This is a genomic window from Paenibacillus piri, assembly GCF_004354045.1.
In the GTDB taxonomy this organism is placed as follows: domain Bacteria; phylum Bacillota; class Bacilli; order Paenibacillales; family NBRC-103111; genus Paenibacillus_S; species Paenibacillus_S piri.
The window spans coordinates 189,451-202,712 of the sequence record NZ_SMRT01000012.1 but is presented as its reverse complement, the minus strand read 5'-3'; the positions used below and the strand labels follow the sequence as shown (position 1 = coordinate 202,712).

10 protein-coding genes are annotated in these 13,262 nt (G+C 51.2%); 5 read left to right on the top strand and 5 right to left on the bottom strand.

Annotated features, from left to right (window positions below; translation table 11 throughout):
• Nucleotides 1–3: 3 nt before the first annotated feature.
• From melA to E1757_RS23085, 5 genes are all read left to right on the top strand, one after another.
• A complete protein-coding gene (melA, locus tag E1757_RS23105; RefSeq protein ID WP_133232543.1) occupies nucleotides 4–1,416 on the top strand; it encodes an alpha-galactosidase in 1,413 nt (470 codons plus the stop codon).
• A 66-nt stretch (nucleotides 1,417–1,482) separates the two neighbouring features.
• Entirely contained in the window at nucleotides 1,483–2,820 is a 1,338-nt protein-coding gene (locus tag E1757_RS23100; RefSeq protein WP_133232541.1) for an ABC transporter substrate-binding protein, read from the top strand.
• A gap of 101 nt (nucleotides 2,821–2,921) precedes the next feature.
• Nucleotides 2,922–3,842 carry a carbohydrate ABC transporter permease gene (locus E1757_RS23095; RefSeq protein ID WP_133232539.1) on the top strand — a complete coding sequence of 307 codons (921 nt, stop codon included), beginning with the start codon at nucleotides 2,922–2,924 and terminating at the stop codon, nucleotides 3,840–3,842.
• 24 nt (nucleotides 3,843–3,866) lie between these two features.
• The gene (locus tag E1757_RS23090) at nucleotides 3,867–4,700 is read left to right on the top strand and encodes a carbohydrate ABC transporter permease (RefSeq protein ID WP_133232537.1); all 834 of its coding nucleotides are present in this window, start codon (nucleotides 3,867–3,869) and stop codon (nucleotides 4,698–4,700) included.
• A gap of 152 nt (nucleotides 4,701–4,852) precedes the next feature.
• Complete coding sequence (locus E1757_RS23085; protein WP_133232535.1) at nucleotides 4,853–6,667, top strand: cache domain-containing sensor histidine kinase; 1,815 nt, start codon at nucleotides 4,853–4,855, stop codon at nucleotides 6,665–6,667.
• Between the two features lie 210 nt (nucleotides 6,668–6,877).
• Here E1757_RS23085 and E1757_RS23080 read toward each other — a convergent pair whose 3' ends face one another.
• From E1757_RS23080 to E1757_RS23060, 5 genes are all read right to left on the bottom strand, one after another.
• Nucleotides 6,878–8,371 (bottom strand): sulfatase family protein, encoded by a 1,494-nt coding sequence (locus E1757_RS23080; RefSeq protein WP_246079421.1) that lies wholly within the window; start codon nucleotides 8,369–8,371, stop codon nucleotides 6,878–6,880.
• Nucleotides 8,372–8,395: 24 nt separating this feature from the next.
• A complete protein-coding gene (locus tag E1757_RS23075) occupies nucleotides 8,396–9,226 on the bottom strand; it encodes a carbohydrate ABC transporter permease (protein ID WP_133232533.1) in 831 nt (276 codons plus the stop codon).
• A 5-nt stretch (nucleotides 9,227–9,231) separates the two neighbouring features.
• The gene (locus tag E1757_RS23070) at nucleotides 9,232–10,212 is read right to left on the bottom strand and encodes a carbohydrate ABC transporter permease (protein WP_133232531.1); all 981 of its coding nucleotides are present in this window, start codon (nucleotides 10,210–10,212) and stop codon (nucleotides 9,232–9,234) included.
• A 46-nt stretch (nucleotides 10,213–10,258) separates the two neighbouring features.
• Nucleotides 10,259–11,743 carry an ABC transporter substrate-binding protein gene (locus E1757_RS23065; protein WP_165972250.1) on the bottom strand — a complete coding sequence of 495 codons (1,485 nt, stop codon included), beginning with the start codon at nucleotides 11,741–11,743 and terminating at the stop codon, nucleotides 10,259–10,261.
• A gap of 93 nt (nucleotides 11,744–11,836) precedes the next feature.
• A complete protein-coding gene (locus tag E1757_RS23060; RefSeq protein ID WP_165972249.1) occupies nucleotides 11,837–13,249 on the bottom strand; it encodes a response regulator transcription factor in 1,413 nt (470 codons plus the stop codon).
• Nucleotides 13,250–13,262 lie beyond the last annotated feature (13 nt).

Sequence of the window (13,262 nt, the reverse complement as noted above, 5' to 3'; positions counted from 1 at the left end):
GGAATGAGGAAAATCGCGATCATTGGCGCAGGCAGCATCGTTTTTTGCAAAACGCTGCTGACGGACATTATGGCGACTGCAGCTTTGGAGGATACCGAGTTTGCTTTGATGGCGCCTTCGATAGGGAAAACGTCGCAGGTGAAATCCTATGCGGATAAAGTCATTGAAAAGAACGGATTGAAATCAAAGGTCACGGTTACGACAAACCGCCGTGAAGCGTTGAAGGATGCCAATTATGTGATCTGCTCCTTCCAAATAGGCGGCGTATCCGCCTTCGAGCTTGATTATAAAATTCCGCTCAAGTATGGGGTCGACCAGTGCATTGGCGATACGTTGGGTCCCGGCGGCATATTCCGCGCGCTGCGCAGCATTCCCGTCATACTGGATGTGGCCAAAGATATGGAAGAGCTGTGTCCCCGCGCCATACTTTTAAATTATGTCAATCCTATGGCCATGATTTGCTGGGCTTTGGGAGAGACCAACGTCAAGTTCGTCGGATTGTGCCATGGCGTGCAAACGACGCTCGATCTGATCTCCGGCTATGTCGGCGTTCCGAAACAGAAGATCGATTACATCAGTGCGGGAATTAACCATATGGGCTGGTTCATTAAGCTGGAGAGCGACGGTCAGGACTTGTATCCGACGCTCAGGGAAAAATTCGAGCTGCCCGAGTACTACGCCAACGAAAAGGTCAGAGGCGAAGTGTTCCGCCATTTCGGGTACTTCATGACGGAATCGACGGGGCATTTATCCGAATATGTGCCATGGTTCCGCAAAAACCAAAAAGCGCTTGATTTATATTGCGACGAGCCTTCCTTCGGCGGCGAATCGGGAGCGTTTTATACTTGGTGCAACTATGTTGCCAACAAATACAAGGAGCAGGATATTCTTTCGGCGGAAACGGCCGAGCTGCCTCCCCGAAGCGTCGAATATTGCGCCTACATCATTGAAGCGTTGGAAACCGGAAAAACGTTCACCTTTAACGGCAATGTCAGAAACAACGGCATGATCACGAACCTGCCTGACGAATGCTGCGCGGAAGGCCCGGTCATTGCCGACCGGACCGGTCTTCGCCAAACGATTGTCGGAGAGCTCCCTCCGCAATGCGCCGCACTCAACCTGACGAACATCAACGTTCAGCGTTTGGCTGTACTGGCCGCCAAGACCGGCAATCCCGAAACGGTCGTGCAGGCATGCGCGCTGGACCCTCTTACATCCTCTGTCTTGACCTTGAAGGAAATTCGCGACATGGTTGCGGAAATGCTGGAGGCGGAGAAAGAGTGGCTGCCGCAATTTGCAGGAAAATCGTTGAGGCCTGCACCGACGATTCCCATTCCCGATCATATTACGCGCGCCGAGGTACCCATCGATCCTGCGCTGGCTATTTTCTCCAGATTCGGGGAACTGGCGCAATAATGTCCGGTTCCATTTATACCGCCTCGCGGCTCTGTAAGCCTAATTAAATGAAAGGGGTTACAACTCATGGTTTGGAAAAAAGCGATGGCCGCCGCATTCATTTGTCCGCTCTTTATTGTTTCCGCTTGTACCGCGGGAGGAGCGTCGTCGATTAAAAAGGAGAGCGAGGCTGATTCGTCAGCCTCCCGTTCCCAGGAGCTGATTGTATATACCGTTAACACGAAAAATCAGGAATTGCTGCAAGAGCTGTTTAAACCGTTTGAGGAGAAAAATCATGCCAAGATTAAACTGATTGCTACCGAAAGCAATAAATTTATCGAAAACTTTATGGCTGCGCATAACGGCAAACAGCCGATCGACGTGGTCGAATTGAACGGGCAGGACGTCCGCTTCATGGCAACGTCGGGCATCATTAAAGATTTGAGCGGAGTTGCGACGTACAAAGACCGGTTTTTAAAAGCCGCAATGGATCCTTTCATCCTGGATGGTAAAACTTATGCGGTGCCGGTGGGATCCATATCGACAAGCGCGCTTTACTACAACAAAAAAATATTGGAAAAATATGGGCTCAAGCCTCCCGTCACCTACCAAGATATACTGAATACTGCAGCCTCCCTGAAAGCGGACAACATCAGCACCGTCGGATTTGGCGGAGGCACAGCTTATATGTGGCCGATGTGGTTTTTTCAGGCGTTCGCCCAAACGAGCGGCAACCAATCGGTAGAACGCACCTTCGACACTTTGCGCGGAAAAGCGAAGTTTACGGATGCCGACTATACGGCCGCCATGAAAATGCTGGAGCGCTTCGGCAAGGACGGCATATTCCAACCCGGCGTCAACGGTATTGATACGAAGGGAGGTCTTGCCGTCTTTAGCACCGGCAAATCGGCCATGTTCTACGGAGGGTCGTGGGAATACCCGGGCTTTCTAAAAGCGGCGGTGGACAGCGGCGGCAAATTCGATGTGGGCATCGTCACGTTCCCGCTTATGGACAACAATCAGGCGAAGCCTCAAGCGACAGGCGGCAGCGGAAGCGCATTGGGCATCTATTCGGGCATCTCTGCGCAGAAGGAGTCGCTGGCGCAAAAATTTATCGAATTTTATTCAAGCGACGACATCCAACAGCAATATTTGACCAAAACCAACGGCACCTTCTCCGTGAACGTCAGTGTAAAAGGAACGCTGCAGGACCCGATAACCAAGGCGTTCCAGGAAACGTATTTGCCGCAGACAGTCACGTTCCTCGATTGGTACTGGCCGCCGGAAATCACCAAGGCGTTCCAAGAGAATATTCAGGCTGTAGTCGGAGGACAGAAGCCTGCCGAACAAGCCATGGCCGATATTCAAAAGGTACAGGACGGTCTGGTCGCCAAAGGCTATCAATTCGATCAAAAGGCTAAATGAATATCCCCACAAAGCGGGGCCTTGCTTCGAAGCTAATTCAGGTACTTTGCGGGGAGCCCCGAAACTTATAAATGATATTATAAAAAGGTGGGTGGGATTCGATGTCGAACATTTCTTTGGCCAAAAGCGGGGCAACGAGCATCCCGAAAAGACGGATTGCATGGGGAAGAAAGCTTTTCCCCTTCATCCTTCTCCTGCCGGCCTTGCTTTTATTTGCCGTGTTTACCCTGTATCCCGTCATTAACGGCTTTATATTCAGCTTTATGGAATGGGACGGCTTTTCGGACGGGAAATGGGTTGGATTAAGCAACTATATAACCGCATTCCATGATCCGTTCGTGTGGCAAGCGCTGGGCCATAATATACAATACGCCGTTTCTACCGTTGCCGGAAAAGTATGTCTGGGCTTGCTGCTGGCCATCCTGCTGAACCAGAGGCTAAAAGGCATCTCCGTTTACCGGACGATTATTTTCATTCCCGTCGTTCTCTCCTTTGTTGCGGTCGGTCTGCTGTGGTCATGGATTTACAACCCGGTATTCGGTCTCCTCAATCATTTTCTCGGGCTGTTCGGCTTCTCCACCGACACGGCTTGGTTAGGCGATCCGAAGCTCGCCCTGGGCGCTTTGATCGTCGTCGACATTTGGAAATGGGCCGGGTACCACATGGTTCTGTTCCTGGCCGGCCTGCAAAATATACCCGGCGATCTGTACGAAGCGGCCAAAGTGGACGGAGCCTCCCGGAGGCAAAGCTTTTTTCGCATCACGCTTCCGCTTATGATTCCTATCATAATCATCAATACGACAATAGCTGTCATGGGGGCGTTTAATGTGTTCGATCTCGTCTATGTGATGACCAGCGCGGGACCTTATCATGCAACGGAAGTCGTTATGACTTACTCTTATACGCAGGCATTCAAGCTCCACTCCTTCGGATACGGTGCGGCGATCTCCTATCTCCTGTTATTCATTATCGCCGTCGTAACAGCCATTCAGCTGTTCATTATGAAGCGGTTTAGTCATTAATTTTTGAAGCAAGGAGTGACGTTTATGTCTGTCTACGGGGTCGGTACCCGTATTTTCTCCCATGCCGTACTGCTGATAATTTCGATATTGACGGGTTATCCCTTATTATGGCTGCTGTTCAGCTCATTGAAGGGCGAGGGAGAGTTTTATTCGAATTTGTGGTGGGCACCGCTCAAATGGGAGTGGACCAATTACACGGAAGCCTGGAAAATTTCCCAATTGGCCGTAACTTACCAAAACAGCGTTATTGTGACTGCGGTTACGATTGTATTGGTTGTCCTCATCGCTTACCTGGCCTCTTACGCATTGGCGCGGTTTGAATTCACGGGAAACCGCATCGTGATGGGGATGTTCCTGTCGGCCCTCATGGTGCCTCATCAGGTCACATTAATTCCGCTGTTCCAGGTGGAGCTGTTCTTGGGCATTTACAATACGTTGTGGGGTCTGATTTTCCCATATGTAGCGGGGGGAATGCCGTTTACCATTTTTTTGCTGACTACTTTTATCCGCTCGATTCCCCGTGAACTGGAAGAAGCGGCGGAAATGGACGGCAGCAGTAAATTGGCCATATTATGGACAATTGTATTCCCTTTGACGAAACCTGGTCTGGCTACGATCGTGATACTTACATTTATCGGTGTATGGAATGAGTTCTTCCTGGCTTTAGTCATGATTAAAGACCCCGCGCTTCGCACAATCCCGGTAGGAATGACGTATTTTAATCAGGTATTTTCGTCCGTTAACTATGCTCAAATCTTCGCCGCCATGTCCATGTCCATTATTCCGGTGATTATCATTTTTATCCTGTTTCAAAAATATTTTATTTCCGGACTGACGCAAGGCGCATTAAAAATGTAGCATAAGCTCGACATTCGCCCGGGGCCTCCCGGGTTTATTTTGGTTATTAGCGCCACCTCATATTCAACTTCTTGTGCGATTGAGCTATCATGAAGATAGACAAACCGCAAGACAGGCTCTCCCCTGTAATGGAATGAAAGGAGTTGACATTCATGGCTGGCAGCATAACCGCGATATACAAGCGAGCTCGCTCCTTATCGTTGAAAAGCAAGCTGTTTATTACGCTCATTCTGATTTCGTTAATCCCCGTTTTTTTTGTCAGCTTCGCTTCCCAATATTTGATCATCCGTTCCAGTACGAACGGCACCGCCGCTTTGTCCACGCAAATCGTTAAATATATCGCAAGCGATATTAACGCGTACTTGCTGAATATGAACGAATCGCTGAATACGTTCGTCATTAATTCGGACTTTCAGAAATTTTTGACCGTCCCCAAAAACGATATCCAAGCCCAGGCCGCATACGCCATCAGCTTTCGGCCGCTGCTGCAGCTGCTCGCCCAGTCGAAAAAGGAAATACGCGGCGTTCTGTATATGGACAAGCAGGGTAAAGTTTATTCCGAATCGCAAAAGGTGAACCTCGATATTCATTACCCGATCTTTGCCGATCCCGCGTACAACCAGATTGCCCGAATGACAAGCGAAGGCTTGACCGCCCCCCACCCGCAAAATTATGCGATTAACGGCAAGAATGAGGTGATTACGTTCGTAAAACCGGTAAACCGGATTCAAAACAATACGCTGTCCGCCTGGATTTTGGTCGAAATCGACGCCAATTGGATTTGGGATATTATGAATAAATCGACGTTCGGCGATAAAGGCCAGGTGCTGCTGTACAGTCCGTCGAACGACGAGCTGATTCTGAATGCGGAGCAAACCGCCATGCATGTTGAGTTGAGAAAAAAAATGCATGCATTTACGGAACCTTCAGGCGAATTTAATTTCGTTTACGATGGTACCTCCTATCTGGTCACCTACGATACAATCCATATCGCAAATTGGAGATTCGTCGGCATCACTCCGCTTGAGGAAATGGCCAAGGGGGTGCGGCAATCCCGGCTCATTACGTTGGCGGTTGCCGCTGCCAGCCTCGTCCTGGCCCTCGTCATAGCCTTCCCTTCGATGGGAATCGTACTCAAGCCGCTGTACCGGTTGAAACGCGGCATGCAAATGCTCGGACGGGGCAGTTCCGTTCCTATCGAGCATTCCATACCGGACGAAATCGGCTTTCTCATCAAAACGTACAATCAAATGCTGGGTGATCTGGAGACGATGCGCAAGGAGGTCATCGATACCAAGCTAAGGGAAAAGGAGAAAGAACTGCTGCAGCTGCAGGCGCAAATAAACCCGCATTTTTTGTTCAATACGTTGGAGACCGTCGAATCGTATTCATTGATTAACAACGGAGCCGCCGTGAGCGATATGCTGCAATGCGTCTCCCGGATGCTGCGCTATAATGTGCGCAACGACGGAGGATGGGCTCCGCTTCGCGAGGAAATCGACTATATTCACGATTTTCTCAGCATTCACAAATACCGGAACGAGCGAAGGGTGAATACGGTATTTGATATTGCGGAGGAGCTTCTGGACATGCCGGTAATGAAGCTGAGCATACAGCCGTTTGTCGAGAACAGCTTGAAGTACGGCTGGAATCCGCTGCTCAAGCAGAACGATTTTCAGCTGAAGGTCATCGTATGGCAGTCCGGAGCCCAATTACAAATTAAGATTCAGGATAACGGCGCGGGAATTCCCGATGAGGTAATCGGGCTGCTGCAGGCTTTGACGTTAAGCGCGGAAAAATCGACCGAGCCCTATTTCAAGCAGCATACCGGCATTTTCAATGTATACCGGCGTTATGCGCTGGCTTACGGGGACGGCTTCAGCATGCAAATCGGCCGCAATGAGGAGGCTGGCAGCGGGGCTATCGTCACCATTGTCATTCCGGGAACGACTGGTTGGCAGAGCTGACAGGCCCGGTGAAATCGTATTGACACATATACGGCCCCCAATATGGCAACGTGCCGTTCGATCGACCGAACGGCACTATGATTGCGTTTACAGATCACCCGCCGTGCAGTGCCGTGATGCGCGAAACAATTCGGATCGAACTGGCAGTTATTCCGGTCTTCCTTGCAGAAGCAAGCTTGCTTCTACTGCGGTCAACCGGACCAGGCTCCACTAAATTCCGCGCATATTCGGTTCATGCGGCACAACGTCGCATGTTTCCTGGTAAAAGGTCAGCAGACGGTCCTTCAACTCGGCCAACACTCCGGCCAAAGCGGGGTCGTCGATCCGGTTCACCGTCTCCCCCGGGTCCGCGCGCAGATCGTACAGCTCATCCGTTTCATAAAACCTGCGCACATATTTATACTCCTTGGTCCGGCACATCACAGCTTTCGTATGCTCGGGCCCTTCCTCAATCTGCAGCCCGACCCGCGGCCAATACAGCCCGGCGGAGTTCGTCGAAGAAGTGCTTCCTTTCTCCATGCAATGCTCTTCGCCGTACAGCCGGCCTCCCTCGCAAAATACGGCGTCGCGATGCTCATCCTGCTCGCCCGAAATGACCGGCAGCAGCGAACGGCCGAAATGGGTGAAGTTCGGCGTGATGCCGAGCAGCGCCTCTACGGTCGCCGGAAAATCGACGAGTTCGACTAAGGCGTCGCGGACTCCGGGCTGTACGGGCGTGCCTTTCGGCGGCTTAATCACGAACGGCACATTCGTCAGGCAATCCTCGAACGTGTTTTGCGTCTTCTCGACCAAGCCGTAATCGCCGGTAAAATCCCCGTGGTCCGAGAAGAAGAATACCGCGGTATCGTCATACATGTCGGCTTCGCGTAAAGCGTCCATCACCAGGCCGAACTGGTGATCGACTCTTGCGCACATGCCGTAATAAGTAGCCCGCAGCTCATTCCATCGCTGCTCCGTCCAGCCTTGCAGCCGCTGACGCTCATGGATGCCCTTCAGCAGGCTCGGCTTGCCGTCCCATTGGGCGGGGGCGGGAATGCGCGCTGGCAGTCGGGTCCGGTCGATCATGCTGAACCAAGGCTCCTCGACGCCATACGGAGGATGCGGGTACAGCAAGGGTAAATAAATGCACAGCGGACGGTCTGCGGGCGCATTGCGGATCAGGTCGATCGCGCCCTGTACATGGGCCCAATCGCCGTCATAATAATCCGGTTCGTCCTCCCCCTTCTCCAGCCTGCCGGCAAAAAACGAATAGTAATTATCGCCTTCCGGCTCCCCCCGCCACACGTCATGCGCATGTAAATTCGATTCGCGACGGGGCATTCGCGACGGCTTATATTTTACATCGCAATAATCGTTATAGCCGTTCTCGGCCGGCACAAGATCGTTTTTGCCGCCCCACCATACGAAGTAGCCCGCTTCCTTCAACGTCTTCAGCAGCACGGGCTCGTCCTTGTTCATCATATGGAACATCGTGCGGTGTCCGCGGACATGCGGGTACCATCCGCTCATAAAAGAGCAGCGGCTCGGCGTGCATACCGGGTTCTGACAAAAGGCGCTGCGGAACGAAACGCCGTCCGTCGCCGTCATTCGGTCCAGATTCGGCGTAACCGCCGCCGCATTGCCCATATGCCCCATGACATCGCTGCGCCATTGGTCAGGGTTGAAAATGATAATATGGGGCCGATTGTTTTTCGACATCGCCATCGTTATATCTCCTCCTTATATTTGTTACCCTTTCACGGAGCCTGAAATCCCTTCGATAAAATAACGCTGAAATATAATAAATACGATGATAACCGGAACGAGCGAGATTGACGCGCCGGCCGCCATACCCGACCAGTCGATCGTATGCTCGCCAACGAACGAATACATGCCGACCGCCAATGTTCGAAGCTCAGGCTTGTTAAGCGTGAATATAAGCGGCACGAAAAACGAGTTCCAGGTCCATATAAACTGCATGATCGCGGTTGTCGCAATGATCGGCTTCGACAAAGGCAGCATTACCTGAACGAATGTGCGGAAAAATCCGCAGCCGTCCATCTCCGCAGCCTCCTCAAGCTCCTTCGGCAAATTGTAGAAATAAGACATGTACAGCAAAATAAACAGCACATGCGCGCCCGAGGACTCGGCCAAAATGACGCCGGGCATCGTATTCAGCAGTCCGAGACTTTTAATTATCTGATAAATCGGAATGATCGTATACCCTTTCGGAATAAACATTGTCGCTGTTATTGCGGCGACAAACCATTTTCTCCCGGGAAAAGCGACTCTGCCGAGCGCGTACCCGGTTAAAGCGCACAGCACGATAACAATAACTACGGTTGTACAGGTTATGATCACCGAGTTCATAAAATACGTGGAGAAATGTCCGACCTGCCATGCGCGCGCGTAATTTTCCCACTGCGCCGCTTCCGGAAGCAGCGAAATCCCGGAATTGATATATTCCAGATTCGTCTTTAAGGAGGAGCCCACCATCCAAACGAACGGGTAAATCCAGACCGCCCCTACGACGATAAGAACGGCGTGAAGCAGTCCGTGAAGAGCCTGCCGTTGTTTCATTCGCGTTATCCTCCTTTGGCAACCGTGCCGCTCCTGGCATCAAGTCCGTCTTTGCTTTTTTTGACAAGCCAACCAAGAACAAGCGTCAGTGCGAAGATCGTCAGACCGAACACGATACCGGCCGCCGAGGCATAGCCGATCTGCGGAAAGCCGCTTGTGCTGAATGCATAATTATAAATATAGAGATCGACCGTTTCGGTGGAAAAGAACGGCCCACCGTCCGTTAACGTTTTGACGAGGTCGAATACATGCATGCTGTTGACGACCGTGAGCAGCAAAATGACGGCGGCAACCGGCGTTAAAAGCGGCAGCGTGATGGTTCTCAGCGTCTGCCAATAGCCGGCGCCGTCCACTTTGGCCGCTTCGTAAACATCGCCCGGAAGCGACTGCAGCCCCGCCAGCCAATACACCATCATCATGCCGAAAAATTTCCACGAGCCGATCACAATCAGGATGGTCATCGCCGTGCCCGGCTGCCCCAGCCATGGAACCGGCTCTGCCAGTATGCCAAGCTTGATCAGCAGCTCATTGACCAGGGCGTTCTCGTTACCGAAAATAAATTTCATCATGATCCCGACGATCGATGTTGTCGTGACCACCGGCAAAAAGTAGACGGTCCGGTACAGCACCTTCCCTTTAAACAAAGCCTGGTTCAAAACCAGTGCCATCAGAAGCGTTAATGGCATGAGCAGAATCGTTTTGGCCGCCATATACAAAAGGCTGTTTTGAAACGCGTTCCAGAACTTCCCGTCCTGAACAAGGCGGGCGAAATTTTCAAAGCGGACGAAATTATTTAGCGGACCGATCCCGCTCCATTCGTAGAAAGCGTATATATAGCTCATGATGATCGGGTAAATCGTAAAGACGATAAAAAACAGCAGCTGCGGCAAAATAAACAAGTAGGCCCATAAATACCGGACTCGCCTGCGCTTCGCTGTGCCGGCCGCGAGGACCGGCTCCGCTGCGGCGGAAGCTTGCGATTGCATCGGATCAACTCCTTGTTGAAAGGTTTGGCTTGCAACGGTCGAAGGATCATTTTTTCAATTCGTTGTACTTATCCTTCGTATAAGGCTGAAGCGGTACCCAGTTAGGGAATTGATAATCGGCAGGGGTAATCTTGCCGCCGGAGGCCGTTACTTTATTCATCGCATCTTTGAACGCCTTGTTATAATCGGCCGTCAGCTGGTTCAACTGCCCGTTCAGATCCTTCACTTGTCCCGCCAAATAGCCTTCGAGAATTTTGCCGATATTCTCTTTCGGCTTTTTCCCGTTCATTTCGGTATTGACCTGGATCGCCGCCGTATTGCGCGTGAACGGATGAGGCGACAAAACAAACGTTTCATCCTGAATTTTTTGGCCGGTTACGAACTGCGGATTGTCCACCTTCGTATTTTTATTCTGGTCGATGATCGGCGAGCCCTCGATCCCCATCTCCAACTGCTTGACGTAATAATTTTCCATATAATAATTGAGGAACAGCTTTACTTCCTCATAATGCTTCGTGTCCTTTTTGACGTGGATCGATGCTTTGGTTTCACCCTGGAATGCATAGTATTGCTGCTTTCCGTCTTTCGTCGGCAGCGGAGCAACCCCGAAATCGTTAAATTTATTGTTTTGCTGCAGCTCGGACGACAGGAAGGTTCCGTCGATAATAAATGCAGCTTTGCCTCCGGCAAACAGACTGGACGCTTCACGGTAGTTGATGACCAGACTGTTCGGATGCAGGAGCTTGTCATCCTGAAGCTTTTTCAAAAATTGGATCGTTTCCGAGTAGCCGGGGGAATTGAATTCATACTCCCCTTTTTTCAGGTTAAAACCGTCGTTAGGCACGACCTCCGGTTTAATCGCCGTAGCCATCTGACCGATGAAGCCCGTCATGAGCCAATCGGTCTTCACGCCCAAAATCAACGGATAGACGTCGCCGCCGCTTTGTCTTATTTTTTGTCCGACCGCCACCAATTCATCCCATGTTTTGGGAACGTCCTTGTCCGACAAGCCGGCGTTTTTAAGCACATTTTTGTTGTAGTACATTACGTGGGCATATCTTCTCGGCGTAAAATGGGGAACCGCATAAATTTTGCCGCCCATCGTGGTAAAGCCCTCCGTCCATGTTCCTTCGTAAAACTGTTCCTTCTTTTTGGCCGGGAACAAGTCGTCGAGCTCATGAATGAGCCCAAGCTGGTTCAACTGATCGACCGGCACGGCCGCCTGGTTGGAGAAAATGTCGGGCAAGTCGCTGCTCGAAATGGCCGCCTGCAGCTGTGCCGTATACTGGGCCGAGGCAATGGTCGGCATCTCCACTTTGATGTGCGGGTACTTGTCCATGAAGCCCTTGGCCACTTCCTCCAGCGCTTTCTGGGATTCGGGCCAGCGGTGCCAAAACTTAATAGTAACGGGCTGCCGGGCGTCCATATTTTTATTGCTGCCGCTTCCGGTACCGGGTTCATTGGAGCAGCCGGATAAAATGGTTCCGACGGTAACCGCTGATAATATAACGGTGAAAAAAGTTTTATTCACATTCATTCCCCCTTGTTTATGCATCATAAGATTAGTTTACTGATGGGGTAACTCGTAAAAAAGGGGAATAAATTAGCCGTATGTAAGAAAATTTTAATGGGATGCGGAGACGCCATAAGTTTTACGGTAATCGGACGGGGTCATTCCGTAAGTTTTTTTAAACAAAAAACTGAAATAACGGTGATCGCCATAACCGACTTGTTCGGAAATATCGCTCACTTTTTTATCCGAATCGACCAGCAGCCGTTCTGCCAGCTTCATCCTTTCCCGTGTCACGTAATGGATGAAATTTTCACCCGTATGCTGCTTGAACATTCGCGATAGCGTTACCGGATGAATATCCAGTTGGGCAGCAACCGATTCAAGGCTGATATCGCGGTCCGTGTAGTGCGCGACGAGCTGAACGGCTCTCTCTGCGATCCCGTAAGAATGGTTCTGCCCGTCCTGCTCCAACACGATCAATGCTTTCATACCGCCGACCGCAAACCGCTCCATTTCGTTTTGAAGCAGCGCCCAGCTTTCATGCTGAGTTACCCAAGAGCCCCAATACATCAGCTTATCGTCCTCCAGGATGGCAATGTCGTCCTTCGTCGTCAAGCCTTCGTCCAGCGAAGCCATCAAAGCCGCACATTGCTTGCGCAGCTCGGTTAACGGCAATGGCTCGATCAGCTTAAAAAAGAGCGGCAGCTGCTGCTTCAAAGCTTCCGCGTTCATTTCCCGGATTGATTTGAGCATCGTCTTGCGGGTGCCGGATGCATGACGCAGACGAGCTTCGCGATCTTCCGAACGCAGCGGGCTGCCTGCGGCATGCCCCATAAATTGTTCAGTTTCCCACTGCTCCAATGCCTCAGCCGCAGCGCTGGCAAATTGCTCCGCCGTGAAAAAATGCCCTCCATCCCCTATAGCGCATTCCAGCAGCACGCCTGCCGGACGCTGGCTCCAGGAGAAAGAAAAAACAACTTTCTCGGCTTGCGTTGCGACGATTCCGGCTATTTCCTCGTGTTCGCCAAGCAGCAAACGTTTCGGAACCGTCTCATTGAACCACAGGCTGGACGACGGACTATGTACATGATTCAATTCGATCGAGTGCTGCCGGGATAGCTGCTTTAACAGCGGATGAACCTCTGTCCGCAGCCGATTGGCCAGCTCCTCTTCCAATTCGGCGATCAAGCGGCGAAGCTCGGCTGGATCGAGAGGCTTGAGCAAGTAATCGGTTGCTCCGAGCTGCAGTCCTTTACAGGCGTATTCAAATTCGTTATAACCGCTTAACAGCACTACTTTCGTATGCGGCAGCTCCTGTTTGATCCGCCGCAGCATCTCCAATCCGTCGAGCTCCGGCATCATAATATCGGTAATGACCAGATCCGGGCGGATCAGGCTTATTTTCTCCAATGCCGACAAACCGAAATGTACATCGAACACCCGGATATTTTTTTGCAGTCCGTTTAATTTGAGTATGATACCGGCTCTAACCGCGCTTTCATCCTCCACCACGCAAATTCTCATCGTTTCCGGCACC

What these genes read in the sequence shown, in the direction of transcription:
- melA (WP_133232543.1), top strand. Translation starts at nt 4, where the DNA reads ATGAGGAAAATCGCGATCATTGGCGCAGGCAGCATCGTTTTTTGCAAA.
- E1757_RS23100 (WP_133232541.1), top strand. Translation starts at nt 1,483, where the DNA reads ATGGTTTGGAAAAAAGCGATGGCCGCCGCATTCATTTGTCCGCTCTTT.
- E1757_RS23095 (WP_133232539.1), top strand. Translation starts at nt 2,922, where the DNA reads ATGTCGAACATTTCTTTGGCCAAAAGCGGGGCAACGAGCATCCCGAAA.
- E1757_RS23090 (WP_133232537.1), top strand. Translation starts at nt 3,867, where the DNA reads ATGTCTGTCTACGGGGTCGGTACCCGTATTTTCTCCCATGCCGTACTG.
- E1757_RS23085 (WP_133232535.1), top strand. Translation starts at nt 4,853, where the DNA reads ATGGCTGGCAGCATAACCGCGATATACAAGCGAGCTCGCTCCTTATCG.
- E1757_RS23080 (WP_246079421.1), bottom strand. Translation starts at nt 8,371, where the DNA reads ATGGCGATGTCGAAAAACAATCGGCCCCATATTATCATTTTCAACCCT.
- E1757_RS23075 (WP_133232533.1), bottom strand. Translation starts at nt 9,226, where the DNA reads ATGAAACAACGGCAGGCTCTTCACGGACTGCTTCACGCCGTTCTTATC.
- E1757_RS23070 (WP_133232531.1), bottom strand. Translation starts at nt 10,212, where the DNA reads ATGCAATCGCAAGCTTCCGCCGCAGCGGAGCCGGTCCTCGCGGCCGGC.
- E1757_RS23060 (WP_165972249.1), bottom strand. Translation starts at nt 13,249, where the DNA reads ATGAGAATTTGCGTGGTGGAGGATGAAAGCGCGGTTAGAGCCGGTATC.